Source organism: Erythrobacter sp. SG61-1L, assembly GCF_001305965.1.
In the GTDB taxonomy this organism is placed as follows: domain Bacteria; phylum Pseudomonadota; class Alphaproteobacteria; order Sphingomonadales; family Sphingomonadaceae; genus Andeanibacterium.
Genome location: NZ_JXQC01000003.1, coordinates 1 through 17,472, shown reverse-complemented (window position 1 = coordinate 17,472; position 17,472 = coordinate 1). Strand labels below are relative to the sequence as shown.

Here is a 17,472-nt window from a genome sequence, read left to right as displayed (position 1 = left end):
GCTATCCGAACTCCAGCGTGTGCTTGACCGGAATGCTGAGGCCAACCGAGATGCCCTTGCATATGCGAGCCCATCGAGGTCCGATACAGGCGCGGGCATAGGCGCTGACGCTCAGTTCAGCTTCGACGTGCATGTGCACGACGTCGTTCCCCTCAACCCAGGCGATGGCGACGCGCACTTCGGCCGTGGCCCTGACACCGACGCTGACATTGATGACCCACCAGTCGATCTCGCCCTGGCCTTCGACAAGAATGCCGGCCGCACCCTGGACATGGATTGCCGTGATCCTTGGGGCCTTGCCCCTCTGCTCGCCCAAGAGCAGCGTTAGCTGTCCTTCGAGAATTCCGTAGACGCCGATCCGGACCCATGCCTTGAAAGTTCCGCCACCGAATGCGGCCCCGAGGCCCCACTGGATCGCGATCCCGGCAGCGATCACAAGCTGCTTGCCCTGCGGCACCATATGTTCGCGCTTGCGGACGTACCAACCGCCCGAGGCTTGTCCGGGCGTCACGATCGCTCCGATCGTGCGCTCCCATGCGCGACCGCCGCGCGAAAGCTGCCACGGAAAACCAAAATCGATGGCGAAATCGCCTGACGTGTAGAGTTCCGCGGCAATTTCGCCGCCGGTGAAGTGGATCGTGCTGAAGGTTATCGGCGGAAGGGTGACGGAGAAGTAGAAATAGTCTTCGCCAGGCGTAATGTCCTTTCTATAGAGACCGACGAAGGCGAAATCCCAGCCGAAGAGTTCGCTAAGCGCGCCGCCATTGAGCGCGAGCCCCATGAACCCGCCGTCCTGGAAAAGCGCCCGCCCCTGCAAGGCATCCTCCAGCGCGCTGATACTCGCGGCAAAGGTCCAGCCGATGCTCTTGCGGCCAAGTGCCGGCCGCAGGACGCCATCCTTCCAGTAATCAGCAAGTTTCCCGCCCATTCCGCTGACGTCGCTGTCCCCGTCATCCCCGCCACCGGGATCATCGCCTTCACGGATCTTCGGCGGTGCGAGCAGCAGTTTCGCGACCTCGGGCGGGAAATCGACGTTCTGTGCCGCAAACGCCCAGTGGAACTCCAGCAACGGAAATTTCACCGGCCGTTCGAATAGCGCCCAGAAGCCGTCGCCCCTGTCGTCTTTCAGGCTGAAATAGCCGCCGTTCAGATTCTCGAAGACCTTGTATTTGAGGATCGAGAGGTCGCCACCTTCAAGTGTCAGCGCTGCTCCCGAGACGTCAGGTCCAGGCGGGTTCTTCCAGCTACGATGTTTAAGACTGAGTTGTTTGATCCGAAGCGTGAAGAAGTTCGCCAGGTCCAAGTTGAGCCCAGAGAAGCCGAAGCCGCGCATCCCGATGAAGGGATTGCCACTGAGCAGCCCGTTCTTGAAATTGAAGCCAAACACCCCCTCCAGCGAGAAGCTGCTCAGCTTGCGCGCGAACAGGTCCGGCAAGTCGCCGAAGTCGAGCTGCCCGAGGAACAATATCTTCGGCAGTTTCGGGTCGAGCCGCGGGAAACTGCCAATGTCGACGAAATCCCCGAGATTCAGCGAAGGGAGACTGTCCGGCCAGTCGATCACCAGTTGCTGGAATTTGAGCCGCAAGGCGTTCCCCAACAGGCTGACATGCGGCAGGTTGAGATCGAACTGCAGGCTTGGGTATTTGAGCTTGAGGTCTCGCGGCAGCTTGCCGGTCAATGCGGTAAGGTCGACCCTCAGGTTCGCGAAGGAGACCGAACGCAATCCCTGGAAGAAGTCCTGCGCACCGGACAAACCGCCGAAGCCTTTCAAATCCTTGTTGAATTCGATCGAACCATCGATCTGTATCTCGGCCCTGCGCTTGCCGACACTTGGATCCGACTGCTCTTCGGCAGTAGCGGGACGGTCGACCACTTCGAGGCGCCGCAGCCAGACGCTTTCGACAAAGAACTTTTCGGCCTGGTCCGGCTTGCCGTCGCCCACCGGAAACAGTGTCAGGCGCTTATTGTCCCTGACTTCGGCGGCGAAACGAACCTCATAGGCGCTATTGCTCCCGGCGCCGTTCCCGGTCTGCCGGACGCTGCCCAGTATATCGATATCTTTGGTGTCGTTGGCGCCCGCCCCTTTCACGGCAAGGAAACTGTAAAGGCGCAGCCGCGCCTTGGACGAGAAATTGACCAGCCGGTTGTCGCGAAACCCGGCATCGAGTTTGAGAGGCTTGAGCGCCGCTTCGTATTGCTCTCCGGACTGCCCTGGCCAGGCGTCTGAATCGTTGCTCCAATGCACCGCGGCGGAGATCGCGACATCGGCGTCGTGGTCGGGTGAACGCGGTGCGAGCGCAAAGAAACTGAAACGCGGGGCATCTTCCGGGTTTGTCGGCACGAGCGCTTCGAGGACCGCGAAATCGCTGAAATCGATCGGCGCATCGAACAACACCACGCCCAACCAGCTCGGCTCGAACAATTCGGGATTGGTTTCCCGGATCGCCGCTTCGATTTCCGTGCGCTTGGCGTCGAACAGGTTCGCGTCGGGCCGATGGCTTATCGCGGCGCGAAGCTCGTCGAGAATTTCCTTCAGGCCTTTCCTGCGTCCGAGCTTGACGAGGGCCCTGGGAAACTCGGGTAGCCAGTTTGCATCCGGCAGATCCGCGACGAGTTTTATCGGCGCCGCTTCGTCGATCACCTGGCTGAGTTGCGGACCCCATTTCTTGAAATCGCCCGGAGTCAGCTTGGGGAAGGTGAGCGTGCTCCCCCAACCTGGCCAGAAAAGCACAAAGTCCGCCGATTGCATCTGAGGGACCGAAAAGGGAATTTCGAGTTTGACCCGTTCGACACCGACTGAGACCGGCCTGGGTGCCGAAATTTCAAGCATGCGCCCATGCGTCTCCAACTGGATTTCGCCGATCGGCAGACGACCGTCAGGCACGATCGCCTTCAGGCCTGGCGCTGCCGCGGTGACGTCTTTCAGGCCGCTTTCATGCACTGCCTCCCGCACAAGCAACTTCATGCTCTTGAAGCTGCCGTCGACGAGGGCGTTGGCATGCCTCAGCCGGGCATTGCCGTCGATAGAGCCGCCGATCTCCCAGCTTTTCCGGTGCAGAGCCGGAATACCGGCGACCGGCGCACCGGCGGGACCCTCGAACATCCAACTTGCCGAGGCCTCTCCGCCGCGAAATGCGTCACCCGGCCGGCCCTGTCGCAGTTTCGCATTCTCGATTTGAAGCCAGGGCCGCGTGAACGACCACAGATTGTCATCCGGGATCGACGCATCTTGCCCGGGCATCTTCGAAGAACTGTCCCGTGAACAGCGTAATTGCATTCTGGTCGCTTCCGCCATGACGAGATGCGAATTGCCGAACCAGCTGTGCATTGGCAGATGCCGGGTTTGTCCGCCTGTTTGCCGGTTGCCTTTGAGCCGGTGGAATTCAGGCAGCTTCCGCCTCGGTTCCCTTTCATCCTCGGGCTGTATCAAGACGCAGCGCCGGTCGTTGCCGACAGGCTTGCGGAAGCCGAGCCTGACCCGATCGGACGTTGCCCATTCCTCGGCGCGGTTGCGCGAATTCCTGATCGCGAGAAAGCGCAGCACGAGCTCGCCATCCGGAGGAGGCGCCAGATCAGCCCTGGCAAGGATCGAATTGGGCCCACCCCGGGCGCCCGCCGCACCTCCGCCCGGCTCGCGCAAGGTCAAGTCCAAATCGGCAATCGTGACTTCGATCGCATGCTTTCCGTCGCGTGGGTCCGCGTTGAGAATGACGGGTGTATCGTCGGTCTTTTCGAACCGCACAGTGAGGTCTTCCGCCCTGCCTTCGCGCATCTTCGCAAACGGGACCGGGATATCGTCGCGATTTAGGAACAGCGCGGGCCTTGGCGCGTCGATATCCGCGGGCCGGCGGCTCGAAAGCGTTGCGCGCAGTGATCCCTCAGGCAGGATGAATTCACGATTTGCCAAGTCAAGCAGGAGGCCCCGACCGTCCGGAATTCGCAAGGCCAAGGGCGCGACGCTCTCATCCGTCGCTCCACGCTCGCACCAATCACTCGCCGTGCTGAAGCGACCCAGGGCACGGGGATCGTCCTTGTCGAAGAACAGGCTATACGAAACCGCGGGAAGAGCGACCGGCCCAAATCGCAGCAAGGCCTCGGCGCCTGCCTTGTTCGAGAAGCGCACCTTTACTTCACCGGCGACATTCCCGCGCTTGGGCCGGAAATCCTCGCCGATCTTCTCAAGTCCGAGGTTCTCTATCTCGATCCGGACCACCAGGCCGGCAAGACGAAGCGCCGTCCAGTCGAGATAGGCGCTGTACCTTCCGTTTTCCGGAACAAGGACGAAGCTGCCCTGATCCCAGTAAGTATCGCCGTCGTGGTGTTCCGTGGGATGGCCAACAATATAGGTATCGCCCGATTGCTCCAGCGGAAGTGTCCATCCGAAGAGTCGTAAACCGGCCACTGGTTCAGAACGGATCGATTACGATCAGGTCCCCGGGGGCCAGCAAGATATCGCTGAGCCTGACATCCTTGAGTCTGAGGCCCTTGCCAAGGCCGCCCTGGTCGATGAACAGGGTAACGCGTCCGTCGCTATCCGCGAGCTTCGAGCTGGCGATCGACTTGCCATTCACCAGGGAAACGGTTGTCGGAATCCAATCGAGTGGGCGTTCGATCCTCCGAATCGTCCCATATTCGCGGCTGAATGCCTCGATGCTCATCCATGCTGGGACCATCACAAGCCGTTCGCTACCGGGATAGCTGACCGACCGGACCAGCACCGGGATACGGATATCGATGTCGTTGAAGCCGGCAACCATCTGCCGTTCCAGGCGACAACCGATCCCATCATTGGCACAAGGCGCAATTTCGCCAATCGCAGGGTCGAGCGGAATATCGGTCCGCGGAGGCCGCATCGCAGCGAGCGGATCGCCGGTTCGCAACAGGTCGAGCCGGGTGTAGCCTTGCAGGAACTCACCCGGCAAGTCGCCCACGTCGCCCTTCCAAATCAGCGCCGCCTGCGCGAAATTGCACTCGGCGGGTGGGCGCTCATTGTCGATCGTTTGATCCGCCTTGGCACAATCGATCGGCGGATTGCCGGGCCTATCCCGGATCCCGAGCAGATCGAAGTCCGCATCCCGGGCCGGGAAAAGGTTTGCAAACCACAATGCCAGCCCGCCGGCGGGCGTAATGGGCTCCGAAACCCAATCCGATCGAGCTTGCTCGGGTTCGGTCGAGCCGGAATCGTTCTCCATGTCCCTGACATCGAGTTCGAGCCCATCCGCGAACTTTTCGAGAAACCGATCGACGAGACACTTGCTCTTCCCCGCCCCGCAATCCGAAGCGGCAATCAGCGCTTCGGAGTAGAATTGCGGCGCAAGCGGGGTCGGCGGATCCGTCTCGGCAGGGGTATGCAGCTCGGCAGTGCTGAAAAGATGGCGCACAGTAACAAGATCGCCGCGCGCCCAAAGCGGTATTGCAGCAACGTTGTCGCCGCAATCTTGCGCTGCAGGCACACGCCACTGCCAACTTGCCATGGCCGGCGCACGCGTGCGGTCGGTGGCGGAATAGCCGGTCTGGATAACATCCAGTTCCATGCCCTTGAGAATCTTGAAGCGCTTTCGGCTGCGGAATGCCCGGTCGGAATTGAGCACCGCGCCGGCAACGCAATTGTCCGGCATGGCGGTGGGTCTGATGTCTTGGAGTTCGCATTTATCTGCGGCCCCGCGGCATTCCTTGGGCAACGGCAGGTAGGTTTGCGTGGAATATAGCTGGTTGGTGCCTTCAATTGTGCTGGCACAAGCAGACAGCAAAAGTGTCGCAGTTACAAATAAACACAATCGAATCATCTTTGCCCCCAGCACTGGGAAATCTATATCAATTGTGGACACATGCAAAAAGTATATTTATTGACTATCAAGGAAATCGCCAATGAGGTAGGCAATATGGAATGCGATCGCCGTGTAGCCATGCAGTTTGCAGGTTTCGCAGTGGTTGGGCTCTCTTCAAGTTCCGCTGCTGCGCCTCACAATCTTGTTCGGACCGCCGCCGTCATACCCGACATCGCCAAGGCACTCGACGCAAGCGACCAGGCCGTCGCCGGCGCGTTGAGGCGGATCGCCCCGGCAATGGATCCGGTCTGCGCAATTGCTTTCCATGATCCGCAGCGCGGCAGAGACCTCCGCACCCTTGCAGACCGGACGGTGATTGCACGGGTCGTACGAATAGTGGAGCCCTTCGTAGCCCTATACACGCCGGGAGTTCTGCGCCGGCTGGAATCCGGACGGGCCGATTTTCGACGAATTTCCGGATGCATGCTCGGCCCGGTGACGGCAGCGATCTATTCGACGGGATTCACGAGAATGGGTGTCATCGCACGAAGCGAAGGCGCGACTGAACCGTCACGCCGCCTGCTGCTCGATCCTGGCAAGGGCTTGTGTGAGCCGGTCGGATACTCGGAGGTAACGAAATGAAGTGCGCGATTTCCAGCTTTGCCCTGGCTGCGGCGGCGATAGGCCTGCACATCCCTGCGCAGGCGCAATCGCTGGATGTCGTGAGCAGCCCGATTCCGCAGGCATTCACCAATACTTGCCAGTCCTATTCGCTTGCCTTTGCGCTCGCCCGTGCCGGGGTTCCGGGCTACGAACTCGACACGGTCGCAGGCGTCCGTTCCGCTGAAGCACGCGTGCGTTCAGCGATCGAAGGGGCCATTCAGTCTGGTGAGACCGCCTATTCGCATTCGGTCTGGGTCCGTGCCGTTTCTCAGCTGACCTCGAACAATTACCGGCTGATGCGCCGCACCTACTCCTCGGGCGAGGAATTCATGGACGAGGTCGTGCGGAAGACAGGGATTTCGGCAGCGGGAACGCTCGGCTCCACTCTCTCTTACCTCGCCTCGATCACGCCGGTAATGACGTCCTTCACGCGTATCGGAAGCAACAATTACGGCGGACATATCGTCACCATTTTCGGACTGGATCGACCATCGGGGTCAAACAGCAGCGTCCAGCCGAAGCTTTTGCTCCTCAATTCAGCCGTCAAGCGCGGCGGCGGAGGCAACTCGGGAGCGAACTTTGCGCCAGCCTGCAATTCCTCCGACTTGCCGGGGGATCGCACTTATCACGGCGCGCTTTCAATGGAAGATTCCTACACCCTCAAGAGCTATGGCGGCGAGTTCGTGCTGTTCTGGATCGAGAAGAACTAAACTCGCCAAGCGCGCACGCTAGGCCAACCCGCCGCATTGGGCGTTCAACAGTTGGCAACTGCTCGATCCGTACCTTTCTGGGGTCGTCAGTGCTCTTATGTTAATACCAACCTGCATTGATCATGACCCACGGGCCCATTTGCGGCGGCCGATGGTCATGATGCGCCATGGCTGATCGGTGAGCTTGTTCCACGCCTCGCAGCAGTGATCGACGATGTTATCGTGGGAGGTGAACACGCGGTTGGAGAGCCAGTTGTCGCGCATAAACTGCCAGATGTTCTCGACGGGGTTGAGCTCTGGGCACTTGGCTGGCAGCGCGATGATGCTGATGTTGTCGGGCACGATGAGCTTTCCGGTCATGTGCCAACCGGCCTGATCCATCAGCACGACCGCGTGAGCGCCGGGGGCGACGGCGAGGGAGATTTCGGCAAGATGCAGGGACATCATCTCTGTATTGCAGAAGGGCAGAACAAGGCCGGCACCCTTGCCCTGCTCGGGGCAGATCGCGCCGAAGATGTAGGCCGATTTCGTCCGCTGATCCTTGGGCGCTGATGGCCGGGTCCCGCGTCTGGCCCAGCGCCGCGTGATCTTGTTCTTTTGGCCGATCCGCGCTTCGTCCTGGAACCATATCTCTATGGGCGTGCCCTTGGGGAGGGTTGCTCTGACCTTTGCCAGCTCGGCGGCAAAACCCCCTTTTTGAAGGCCTCCGCGGCGAGTTCGTTCTGGGCATGGTGGCGAGGCCGAGCCGTGAGCTTGACGTAGCCCAGCTTCTTCAGTTCGCGCGACACGGTGCTCACATCGAGCGAAACCGCAAACTCATCATGAAGCCACTGCACCAGATCGATCAGCCGCCAGCGCACGACGCCATGCACCGCCGGGATCGGACCACGCTCGACAACCTCCAGAAGCGCGCGGCGCTGAATATCATTGAGCCGGGATCGAGGACCGGGTGCCTTGCCATCCAGAAGGCCATCCGGGCCACGGGTATTGAACCGGACCACCCAGTCTCGCACGATCTGCAGACCCACCCCGCCGATCCGCGCCGCCGCAGTCCGGCTGCCACCGTCGTAGATCTCGGCCAAGGCTAAAAGCCGCCGCGTCTGGTTCGCGCTCTTCGACGCACGCGCCAATCGCCTCAAGGCAGCGCCATCATAATCATCACGCAAGCCGATCGCTGAACCCATCAAACTACCCTCCAGAACAGGGCGTCATAGATTCAGACTTTCAGGCTCTTGGGAATCCCCATCGTGAGTCAGCGGCCGCACAAGTTGGTATAAGTCCGGTTCGAGCCCCCTCGCCCGGCATTTAGCCCCCTGCCCCGTCACGCCATGACCACTGCCTGACCGCGGCGCCTTGATGGAGACATCGCCCGCTCCCCCGGTCTACCGGCCGACAGATCCTGTTGTAGCAATCCGGACGGAACAACCATGGCCCGGGACTTTACCCGCGAGGAGTTTTGCGCCCTCGTCTGGTCGAAGCCGATGACGTACCTCGCAAAAGAGTTCGGCCTCTCCGATGTCGCCTTGCACAAGGTCTGCCGCAAGCACGCAATCCCGACACCACCGGCCGGATGGTGGGCAAAGAAGGCCGCGGGCAAGCGTGTGGCCATAACACCCCTCCCGCCCTCGCCCGACCCGGGGACCGGGCGGATCACGATTGCGGGCGCCGAGTTGCGGGACGAGCCCGCCCCGCTTACGCTCGCGCGCGAGAACGCCCGTGTGCTTCTGTCGTCTCCGGCCGGCGAACCTGCGATTGCCCCTCACCCCATTGTCGAGCGCACCCTCGCAAGACTGCGCAAGGCCAGACCCTCCTCCGAAAACGGACTCGTATCTGCGAGCGGCCCGGGCCTCGTCGCGGTCGCCATTGCTCCGGCATCGATTGATCGCCTCGAGATTGCGCTCAACGCCATTTTCGCGGCGTTTCGCGCCGTCGGCGGCGACATCGTGCGCGGCGAGACGGCTGCGATGCTCGCCTGCGACAGCGAAAGAATCGCATTCACAATCCGGGAGTCCCTGAAGCGCGAACCCCATGTTCTGACGAAGAAGGAGGAAGCCGAGCAGAAGGCGTCCTGCGGCAACCATTTCACGCCCTACGGCGCGGTGGAGCTCGGATTTGTGGTTGATCTGATCGCCGATACGGCGCTGAGCGCCCTGCTGAAACCGCCCGAGCAATCTAAACACACCATTTGGCTCGCGCCCGACGCTCGCATTGCCGAAGCGGGAGGGCAATGGAGTGCTGCCCTTCAGACCGAGTATCCGGATGCGCTTGAGGGCGGGAGGCAGCTCGTGCGCGCCTGGCCACAATCCAGCCGCAAGGCGTGCGGCGCGCAACGCTCGGTCGCGGCGGCGTCCACATCCGCCCCTGTCTGCCTGCTGATCACAACGTGCCACAAGTCGCGCCGGCGGCCGAGGAAAAATTCGACGCTAGCGTCGCCCGTTTCTTCGACTCTGGTCATGGAATGCGCGGCCGCGATGCCGCATCTTGAAATGTCTCCAACCAATCGTCTGAAGTACAGATGCGCGTTTACCGCCAGCCGTAGACATACTTCGCTCAGATCGAGCGAAATTAGCGTTGCGATTTGTCTGCCCGGATGGCCGGCTGCCGCTATGCTTGTGATCGAACGACAGCAAAGGACCGAATCAGCCGATGGATCTTGAGAACTACAGCGATCGCGACTGGCAGGAGGTGCTTGACGAGTTTCGCTTGTTGGTCGTGCGCGCGGGCTATGCCGAGTGGGATGGCGCGATGGCCGATGCGCTGATCGAAAGCGATGAGAAAGCGATGAGGAAGCCTTCGATCGGCGGACGGACGTCGCCTCCGACATCCCGGAGCTTGACGGACTGAGGCGTTATGTCGCCGCGTTTATGCGCCTTTTGAAGGGTCGAACGGGTGAGGCGCTCGATATGCAGCGTCGTAGCCTCGGCAGTCTGCTGCGCACAACCGAAGGCCGTCCCGTGGCCGATTTTACAGTGTCCTTTGGCGACCGCGGCGAGATACGGCGGCTCGATGAGCACCTCGACGGCAACGCAGCGATGATCGGAGAACTGCGACGTTTCCTTGACGAGCTGTACGGCGAGGACCGCAACTATTGGGACGGAGCCACCGAGGCTGAGGGGGGGGTGATCGCTGATGGCGACGCGCAAGCCTACCACCGGCGCCATCAAGGCCAAGCTCGAAGCCGCTTTCAAATCGCATCTCGGCGTGGATCGTCTAACGGCGGGTCAGTTGCTGGCGAGCGCGACGCTGCAGGATAAGGCGTACGAGCTCCACGCGCTGATCGCCGTGATGCGTGAACTGAAGAACGCGCGCCCCTTCCTCAGCTTCACGCTGGTACACGGAACGTCGGTCACGTTCCGCGCCAAGGGCGGCCCGATCGACCGGACGAACTGGCCCTATATCCGCATCGACGAACACGGCAGTCCGGTTGGTGAGCTGTGGGTGGATATCGAGTGCCTCGCGATCAGTGCCGACAGCGGCGCGAAGGCGCTTACCGGCCATCTTTACGGCAAATGCCATGAGCTCGATATCGTGCTCGTCATGCCCGAAACCGACGGCCGTCCTGATCCGTACGAGATCCTGCTCGGAGTGGAAGCGAAGGACAGACCGTTCACCAAAGCGCTTTTGAAGGAACTGCTCGGCGTACGCCGCGAAATGACGATGCATTGGAAAGAGGAAGCTTACCCGAATCCGTACTGGTTTGTGTGGTGGTCCCCTTCCCTGCCGGCGATGCCGCCTTCAGGATTGGTCGCATATTGTTCGAGCGACACGATTAACAAGTATGCCGCCCCGGCGGACTTTTGGGGCATAAAGATGGAATATCTGCCGCTCTGAGCGTCCGGATTGAAGGCGCGTAGCTGACGTTGGCCTCGATCAGAGGGAACGGCAGCTTGTCGCCAGTCCCATTTCGGAGGCGGCCGGTCCTGGCCCTCCGACACAACGTTCAAACCTGCCCTCGCGAACACTCGTCAGTTCAGAGCGGGCCCGAACAATCGATCGAGTACCGCAGCGGGAATCGCAATCTTCTCGAACCGCGATATCTTCAGCTCGCGCAGATGCGGCCGTTCTCCCTTGCGCCCTTCACTGTCGCCTTTGGTGTGACGAACAACCCGGTCGGAGAGGTCAGGCAGGGGCTCGCCGGGCTCTGCCCCAAACCACTCCCATCCGGTGATGTCGAGCGTGCCCGGATCGTAGCGCATACGCACCACGCAGCCTGACGGCTTGGCGGCGAGCGCAGTGTGGATCGGTACATGGCGGGCCTTGCCGCCGACGATGCTCGCCTTGAGCTGAATATGCCGCATGATCCCACCCACCCACCTCGATCACGATGTCGTAACCGCTGGTGTCGAAGTCGCCGCGCAGGATCTCATAGTGCAACCCGCGCCGCAGCAGGCCTGCGGTCATCTCGGCAAGGAAGCGGTATTCGAGGGTCTGCTCGACCATCTTCGAGCCGTGGGTCTGCAACCGCCAGGTCGATGGCTGCTCCCCTTCACTGCTGTCTTCTGGCTCCACCAGTCGCTCCTATGTCCACTCGGGGCGACGGCCGAAGCCGGGTGTTGGAAACCTGTCGCTAGGATCAGGCGCATGCGCCTTTACCGTTGCCGGCTGGACATGCGCGCATGCCACCCGGCCGATATCTCGACCGAGCGTCTAGCGATGGGGTTTCCACGCCCGGCTTTCACGGGAAGCGGGGCCACTTTGCTCGACTGTCTGCCGCAGGCAAGTTCATTCTTTCGCGGGAGCCCGACAAAGGACTGGACTTCCCTTCGGAACAGAGCGCCATTGGACGGGCTCCACCGGCGCCCCGATCGCCGGCAGCGCCCCGCAGGTACCATGCTTTTCGGGGCTGTGAGCAGTGCGGCGAACCGCCGCGCTGACACAGGAGCATCGAAATGACGAAAACTGAAAACACCGCTGCCGCCAAGCCGCGCACGGCCCGCACCGCAGGAACTGCGGCGAAGACGACCAGGGCAGCGGCCACACCGAAAGCGAAGGCACTCTCGAAGGGCGATACGCTGGTCGCAATGCTGTCGAAGCCGGCGGGCGCGACCATCGCCGCGATGATGGAGGCTACCGGCTGGCAGCAACACTCCGTCCGCGGCTTCCTCGCCGGAACGGTGCGCAAGAAGCTCAGTCACGAACTGGTGTCGCAGAAGGAAGACGCCGGCCGGGTCTATCGTATCATTGCCGGGAAGGCGGCCTCGTGAACATCGCCCGGGAACTCGCGGCGATCGCCGCCGAAGACCTCCCGGCCCTGCGCGCGCGGTGGCAGCGGCAATATGGCCCGCCACCGCGCCTGCGCTCGGCCGCGCTCCTTCGGCTGGTACTGGCATGGCGCATCCAGGCGGACAGCTGCGGCGGTCTCGATGCCGCCACCCGCAAGCAGATCAGGGGGGGCGCGACCGGTCCGGAGAGTGTGCTCGCAGCCGGCAGCATCCTGACCCGCGAGTGGCAGGGAGCCGTGTACCGGGTCGAGATCGCGGACAAGGGGTTCATCCATGACGGGCGGCACTGGAAGAGCCTGTCGCAGATCGCCCGCCACATCACCGGCACCCGCTGGAACGGTCCGCGCTTCTTCGGCCTGAGGGATCCAGCATGAACAGGCTGCGCTGCGCGATCTACACCCGCAAGAGCTCGGAGGAAGGGCTTGAACAGGACTTCAACAGCCTTGATGCGCAGCGCGAGGCCTGCCTCGCCTATATCGCCTCGCAGAAGAGCGAAGGGTGGGTCGCCCTGCCGGCACAGTATGACGATGGCGGCTGGTCCGGTGGCAACATGGACCGGCCCGGTCTGGCCCGTCTGCTCGCCGACATTGAGGCAGGCCGGGTTGATGTCGTGGTGGTCTACAAGGTCGACCGCTTGACCCGCTCGCTCTCGGACTTCGCCCGGATCGTCGAGACGTTCGATCGCAGGGAGGTATCATTCGTCTCGGTCACCCAGGCGTTCAATACGACCTCCTCGATGGGCAGGCTTACCCTCAACGTGCTGCTCTCGTTTGCGCAGTTCGAGCGCGAGGTCACCGGCGAACGTATTCGCGACAAGATCGCCGCCTCGAAGGCAAAGGGTATGTGGATGGGCGGCCTGCCGCCACTGGGCTACCAACCGGATAACCGCAGCCTGAAGATCATAGAAGGCGAGGCAGAGCTCGTCCGCTCGATCTTCACCCGCTATCTCGAACTTGGCTCGGTCCATGTCCTTCAGCAGCAGCTCGAAGCCGAAGGTGTGCGTTCGCGGCAATGGACGACATCGCGCGGCACTGTCCGGGGCGGCACGATCCTTAACCGCGGGCAGATCTTCCATATCCTGCGCAACTGCATCTATGTCGGCGAGATCAGGCATCGCGACCGGACATATCCCGGCCAGCACGAGGCAATCATCGAGCGCGAGCTGTTCGATGCGGTGCAGGCCATGCTCGATGCAAAGATCCACCGGCGAAAGGCTGCCCTGACGCAGGCCGCTCCGCTCACCGGGCTGCTGTTCGATGCGGCCGGCAACCGCATGTCGCCGGTGCATGCACGCGGGCGCTGGGGGGTGAGCTACCGCTACTACAACTCCGCCCCGCTGCAGCAGGGACGCTCAGCGCCCGCAGGTACGCTGCGGCGCATTCCTGCCAAACCGGTCGAGGAGCTTGTACTCGAACGCCTGCGGCTCTGGTCAGGCGAACCGCATGCCGGTTGGGAGCGGTTCCTGCCCCACCTCACCCGGGTCGAGGTTCATCCCCGATCGGCAGTGATCGATCTCACCTGTCCGGCCAACGCCTGCTGGCATGAGCGGATTGATGCAGCCGACAGGGTCGAGACACTCACTACCGACGAACTGCGCATCACCATCACCGCCGCGGTCCGTCCGCGCGGCGGGCGCCGCTCGGTCATCAACGCAACCGGCGCTGCGCGCGCCCGGCCCGACCAGACCCTGATCTCCGGCCTGCGCCGCGCGCACGCCATCCTTGAGGAGCATGCGGTCCATCACCTCCCACGGGTTCCCCACCTTGCCGACGCACGCGGGATCGATGATCCCTGGAACCGCAGGCTGATGCAGCTCGCTTTCCTTGCCCCCGACATCCAGCAGGCGATCCTTGCCGGCCACCAGCCGGCCGGCGTCACCCTGGCCGAGCTCATGGCCGAAGGCTTTCCGCTCGCATGGGACGCGCAGCGCGACAGGTTCGGGTTTGCATTGCACCTGCACAGATAACAGGTCCTGCAACATTCCTGATCTGACCCTGATCAGGTCGTGATACCTGCGTGATCCAACCGTGATCAGGTCCTGATATTTGCCTGTTATCTTTGCGGTGGCCGGAAACACCAGATTGCGCCCGCTGCTCGCCACCCCGCAGAATTGCTGGAGTTGTGGCCAGGACCGGCGAATCCGGATGCGGAAACATCTGTTCGAAAAAACTGATAACAGGTGGCAAAGGGTGTGTGGGCCAAGGGTCGCAGAGACCGGAAGCGAAAACCGGGGCCTTCCGGCCGATCCATCGGGCAGGGGCACACAGATGCTCGCGCAGGCGCGCGCAGAACCGCGCGGTTCTGGCGCGAGTTCAGAGAATACCCAATAATATCAATGGCTTGTGGCGGAGAGGGTGGGATTCGAACCCACGGTACGGTTGCCCGTACACCGCATTTCGAGTGCGGCGCATTCGACCTCTCTGCCACCTCTCCGTATCGGGTGTTCTGGGCGCGGCGGATGCGCGCCCGAGGGCCGGGAAGCGCGCGGTTAGCCGAAGGCTCGGCACTTGCCAAGCCCCAAACCGTTACAAATGCGGGGACGCCCGCAAAGGGCCGCTTGTTTCGCCTTCCCGGCAAACTATATTCACAGCCATGGATCGTGCCCATTTCTTTTCTGCCCAGGCCGGCCGCCGAATCGACGCCCCCCTTCATGCCGAAGCCCGTTTCGCCATCGGCGACGTGGTGAAGCACAAGCTGTTCGATTTCCGCGGCGTAGTTTTCGATATCGACCCCGTCTTCGCCAATAGCGAGGAATGGTACGAGGCCATCCCCAAGGACATGCGTCCACGCCGGGATCAGCCCTTTTACCACCTGCTCGCAGAGAATGACGATTCGTCCTATGTCGCCTATGTCAGCCAGCAGAACCTGATGGCCGACAGCGAAGGCGGCCCGGTGGATCACCCCAGCGTAGCCCAGCTGTTCGACGATTTCGCCGAAGGCCGCTATCGCCTGCGCCGCCGCCTGACGCACTGATCGTTCCCGCTGGTACCTCCGCGCCACTGGCCCGGAGGCTTTCCGCGATTGCCCTGCCCTGCAGCATTGGGCATCAGGTAGCGATGGACGATCCCTATCTGCCAGATCCGCTCAATGCCTTGCTGCGGCAGGAATTGCAGCCCGGAGAGCGCATATTGTGGCAGGGCCGCCCGCTCGGCCGCTTCCGGCCTGCCTCGCTTGTCATGTGGCTTTTCGCCATTCCCTGGACGGCCTTTGCCCTGTTCTGGACCGGCATGGCCTGGACGGCGACTCAGGCTGTGCCCGACGCCGGCGGCTGGGGACTGATCGACTGGGTGTTCCCCCTGTTCGGCCTGCCCTTCGTTCTGGTGGGCTTCGGAATGCTGGCCTCGCCCTTTCTCGCCCCGCTACGCGCGCGGCGCACTCTGTTCGCCATTACCGACCAGCGTGTGCTGCGGCTGCAGAAGGCAGGCAAGCTGGATGTGCAGAGCCTGCCCGTAAGCCGCGTGGGCGGCCTGCAGCGCACCGAATCGCGGGATGGTTCGGGCACCTTGCGGATCGAACTGGCTGACCGGGCGCCCGGCGATGCGCGGAGCGGCTCTTTCGAACTGCCAGACATTCCCAATGTCCGTATGGTCGAGAGCCGGCTGCGCGAGGCAATGGATCGGGCGGCGCGGCCCACCTTCTGAAACAGATTTCCATTCGGACCGTTCGGGCCGAGACATAGGCGGCAGCGCGCCATAAGCAGGGCGGATGAAACGCCATTTCCGCCTGCCCGGCCTGATCGCGCTTTGCTGCCTTGCCGCCGCCTGCAACAGCGAGGTGCGACAGGCCGAGGATGCCGTGCGCCGCGCGATGAAAGACCCGGATGCCACGCAATTCCGCGAAGTTTCCGCCTGTCCTGACGATCCCGCGCTGATCCGCGGGGAATATAATTCAAAGAACGGCTATGGCGCCTATGTCGGCTTCCAGCCCTTCTACCATGCGGCAGATACCGGCGTAGTGCTGCTTTCGGACGATCAGTTCAGCACCATGACCAGCCGCTGCTACGGCACGGATGCAGCCGGCGGCATCGATATCGATTCGCCGGTGGACGAGACGCACAGCGCGCCCGCGCCCCTGCCGCTGGCGGCCGATTACGAAGCTCCGCCGGAACCCGCGGGAACGCCGCGCTGCCTGGGCGATTACTGCCCCTGCGACACTGCAGACCCGGATTACGGCGGCGCTGACGAGACGCTGTGCCAGAGCATGAAGCACGGCGAGGATGTGGACGATACGATGCTGTCCGCAGGCGCAACCATGCGCGATGTCCGGCGCCAGATAAGGACCTTCGACGGGGGCGGTTCCTGACCGGCCCGGCTCAGCTTTTCAGCTTCCACCCGCTCTTCAGCACGCGGTAGCAGATGAAGCCGAAGAGGAGGTTGAACAGGCCCAGCCCCACAGCCGCGCCCAGCACGGCCTGATTGGTATTGCCGATGTCGCTGGCGCCCAGAAAGCCGAAGCGGAAGCCCGAGATCACGTAGAAGAACGGATTGGCGCGGCTCACCGCCTGGAAGGCGGGGGCAAGGTTGTGGATCACGTAGAACGTGCCCGACAGCAGCGAGAGCGGCTGGATCACGAAATTGGTAACCGCCGCGGCATGATCGAACTTGTCGGCCCACAACGATGTCATCAGCCCCATCAGCGCCAGCAGCATCGATCCCATCAGGCCGAACCACACGATCGCCCAGGGATGCGCGGCATGCAGTGTGACTCCCGGCCACAGCAGCATGGCGGCCGCCACCGCAAGGCCCACCATGATCGCGCGCGTCATTGCCGCGCCGACGATGCCGATCATCAATTCCCCTTCGGAAAGCGGCGGCATCAGGTAATCGACGATGGTGCCCTGCATCTTGCCGCCCAGCAGCGAGAAGCTGGAATTGGCGAAGGCATTCTGCATCATGCCCATCATGATCAGGCCCGGCGCGACGAAGCTGGCGAAGGGCACGCCCAGCACTTCACGCCCGCCGCGGCCCAGTGCAACGGTGAAAATCACCAGAAACAGCAAGGTTGTTACCGCCGGGGCCCAGACAGTCTGGGTCTGGACCTTGAGAAAACGGCGGACCTCCTTCATATAGAGAGTCCACAGCCCGATGCGGTTCAATCCGCCGATCACGG

The 17,472-nt window shown here is 62.4% G+C and carries 16 protein-coding genes and 1 tRNA gene; 10 read left to right on the top strand and 7 right to left on the bottom strand.

What is annotated here, in order from left to right:
- Position 1: 1 nt before the first annotated feature.
- Positions 2–4,402 carry a hypothetical protein gene (locus SZ64_RS00685; protein ID WP_054529071.1) on the bottom strand — a complete coding sequence of 1,467 codons (4,401 nt, stop codon included), beginning with the start codon at positions 4,400–4,402 and terminating at the stop codon, positions 2–4.
- Between the two features lie 4 nt (positions 4,403–4,406).
- Complete coding sequence (locus SZ64_RS00680) at positions 4,407–5,801, bottom strand: hypothetical protein (protein ID WP_162225049.1); 1,395 nt, start codon at positions 5,799–5,801, stop codon at positions 4,407–4,409.
- A 27-nt stretch (positions 5,802–5,828) separates the two neighbouring features.
- Between SZ64_RS00680 and SZ64_RS00675 the strand changes: the two genes are divergently transcribed.
- Together SZ64_RS00675 and SZ64_RS00670 are read left to right on the top strand one after the other, a co-directional pair.
- Positions 5,829–6,410, top strand: a complete 582-nt coding sequence (locus SZ64_RS00675; protein WP_054529069.1) for a hypothetical protein — start codon at positions 5,829–5,831, stop codon at positions 6,408–6,410.
- Complete coding sequence (locus SZ64_RS00670) at positions 6,407–7,141, top strand: hypothetical protein (RefSeq protein ID WP_054529068.1); 735 nt, start codon at positions 6,407–6,409, stop codon at positions 7,139–7,141. Before SZ64_RS00675 ends, SZ64_RS00670 begins: the two co-directional genes overlap by 4 nt.
- 120 nt (positions 7,142–7,261) lie before the next feature.
- Here the strand turns inward: SZ64_RS00670 and SZ64_RS18075 are convergent.
- Positions 7,262–8,325, bottom strand: a protein-coding gene (locus tag SZ64_RS18075; RefSeq protein WP_193391501.1) for an IS630 family transposase whose coding sequence is annotated in 2 segments (ribosomal slippage) — positions 7,262–7,831 and positions 7,834–8,325 — 1,062 coding nt in all. Because the reading frame shifts where the segments join, the coding sequence is not laid out codon by codon here.
- A 243-nt stretch (positions 8,326–8,568) separates the two neighbouring features.
- Here SZ64_RS18075 and SZ64_RS00655 point away from each other — a divergent pair.
- Positions 8,569–9,798: a hypothetical protein gene (locus tag SZ64_RS00655; RefSeq protein ID WP_054529065.1), complete on the top strand. Its 1,230-nt coding sequence runs from the start codon at positions 8,569–8,571 to the stop codon at positions 9,796–9,798.
- Positions 9,799–9,864: 66 nt separating this feature from the next.
- Here the strand turns inward: SZ64_RS00655 and SZ64_RS18410 are convergent, their stop codons facing one another.
- On the bottom strand, positions 9,865–10,284 hold the full coding sequence (locus SZ64_RS18410) for a hypothetical protein (RefSeq protein ID WP_156313379.1): 420 nt from the start codon (positions 10,282–10,284) through the stop codon (positions 9,865–9,867).
- Between SZ64_RS18410 and SZ64_RS00645 the strand changes: the two genes are divergently transcribed.
- A complete protein-coding gene (locus SZ64_RS00645) occupies positions 10,271–10,972 on the top strand; it encodes a hypothetical protein (RefSeq protein ID WP_054529063.1) in 702 nt (233 codons plus the stop codon). The genes SZ64_RS18410 and SZ64_RS00645 overlap by 14 nt on opposite strands.
- 134 nt (positions 10,973–11,106) lie before the next feature.
- On the opposite strand, the gene SZ64_RS00640 is transcribed toward SZ64_RS00645, so the two are convergent.
- Positions 11,107–11,451 (bottom strand): hypothetical protein, encoded by a 345-nt coding sequence (locus tag SZ64_RS00640; RefSeq protein WP_162225046.1) that lies wholly within the window; start codon positions 11,449–11,451, stop codon positions 11,107–11,109.
- 579 nt (positions 11,452–12,030) lie between these two features.
- Between SZ64_RS00640 and SZ64_RS18070 the strand changes: the two genes are divergently transcribed.
- The 3 genes from SZ64_RS18070 to SZ64_RS00620 are packed head-to-tail and all read left to right on the top strand — an operon-like array spanning position 12,031 to position 14,329.
- Complete coding sequence (locus tag SZ64_RS18070) at positions 12,031–12,345, top strand: DUF3489 domain-containing protein (RefSeq protein WP_082384363.1); 315 nt, start codon at positions 12,031–12,033, stop codon at positions 12,343–12,345.
- Positions 12,342–12,737, top strand: coding sequence for a DUF2924 domain-containing protein (locus SZ64_RS00625; RefSeq protein WP_082384362.1), 396 nt, complete (start codon positions 12,342–12,344; stop codon positions 12,735–12,737). Before SZ64_RS18070 ends, SZ64_RS00625 begins: the two co-directional genes overlap by 4 nt.
- Positions 12,734–14,329, top strand: a complete 1,596-nt coding sequence (locus SZ64_RS00620; protein ID WP_054529060.1) for a recombinase family protein — start codon at positions 12,734–12,736, stop codon at positions 14,327–14,329. The genes SZ64_RS00625 and SZ64_RS00620 overlap by 4 nt, the downstream gene beginning before the upstream one ends.
- 377 nt (positions 14,330–14,706) lie before the next feature.
- On the opposite strand, the gene SZ64_RS00615 is transcribed toward SZ64_RS00620, so the two are convergent.
- A tRNA-Ser gene (locus SZ64_RS00615) sits at positions 14,707–14,796 on the bottom strand.
- Positions 14,797–14,955: 159 nt separating this feature from the next.
- Between SZ64_RS00615 and hspQ the strand changes: the two genes are divergently transcribed.
- The 3 genes from hspQ (at position 14,956) to SZ64_RS00600 (ending at position 16,665) form a co-directional block, all read left to right on the top strand.
- Positions 14,956–15,336 carry a heat shock protein HspQ gene (gene hspQ / locus SZ64_RS00610; RefSeq protein ID WP_054529059.1) on the top strand — a complete coding sequence of 127 codons (381 nt, stop codon included), beginning with the start codon at positions 14,956–14,958 and terminating at the stop codon, positions 15,334–15,336.
- Between the two features lie 83 nt (positions 15,337–15,419).
- Complete coding sequence (locus SZ64_RS00605; RefSeq protein WP_054529058.1) at positions 15,420–16,004, top strand: PH domain-containing protein; 585 nt, start codon at positions 15,420–15,422, stop codon at positions 16,002–16,004.
- A gap of 64 nt (positions 16,005–16,068) precedes the next feature.
- Positions 16,069–16,665: a hypothetical protein gene (locus SZ64_RS00600; protein ID WP_054529057.1), complete on the top strand. Its 597-nt coding sequence runs from the start codon at positions 16,069–16,071 to the stop codon at positions 16,663–16,665.
- A gap of 10 nt (positions 16,666–16,675) precedes the next feature.
- Here SZ64_RS00600 and SZ64_RS00595 read toward each other — a convergent pair whose 3' ends face one another.
- Positions 16,676–17,470: an ABC transporter permease gene (locus tag SZ64_RS00595; RefSeq protein ID WP_156313377.1), complete on the bottom strand. Its 795-nt coding sequence runs from the start codon at positions 17,468–17,470 to the stop codon at positions 16,676–16,678.
- Positions 17,471–17,472: the final 2 nt, after the last annotated feature.

Bases quoted from the DNA above. Each gene is read 5' to 3' on its own strand.
- SZ64_RS00620 (WP_054529060.1), top strand. From the start codon at position 12,734: ATGAACAGGCTGCGCTGCGCGATCTACACCCGCAAGAGCTCGGAGGAA.
- SZ64_RS00600 (WP_054529057.1), top strand. From the start codon at position 16,069: ATGAAACGCCATTTCCGCCTGCCCGGCCTGATCGCGCTTTGCTGCCTT.
- hspQ (WP_054529059.1), top strand. From the start codon at position 14,956: ATGGATCGTGCCCATTTCTTTTCTGCCCAGGCCGGCCGCCGAATCGAC.
- SZ64_RS00605 (WP_054529058.1), top strand. From the start codon at position 15,420: ATGGACGATCCCTATCTGCCAGATCCGCTCAATGCCTTGCTGCGGCAG.
- SZ64_RS18070 (WP_082384363.1), top strand. From the start codon at position 12,031: ATGACGAAAACTGAAAACACCGCTGCCGCCAAGCCGCGCACGGCCCGC.
- SZ64_RS00670 (WP_054529068.1), top strand. From the start codon at position 6,407: ATGAAGTGCGCGATTTCCAGCTTTGCCCTGGCTGCGGCGGCGATAGGC.
- SZ64_RS00645 (WP_054529063.1), top strand. From the start codon at position 10,271: ATGGCGACGCGCAAGCCTACCACCGGCGCCATCAAGGCCAAGCTCGAA.
- SZ64_RS00655 (WP_054529065.1), top strand. From the start codon at position 8,569: ATGGCCCGGGACTTTACCCGCGAGGAGTTTTGCGCCCTCGTCTGGTCG.
- SZ64_RS00675 (WP_054529069.1), top strand. From the start codon at position 5,829: ATGCAAAAAGTATATTTATTGACTATCAAGGAAATCGCCAATGAGGTA.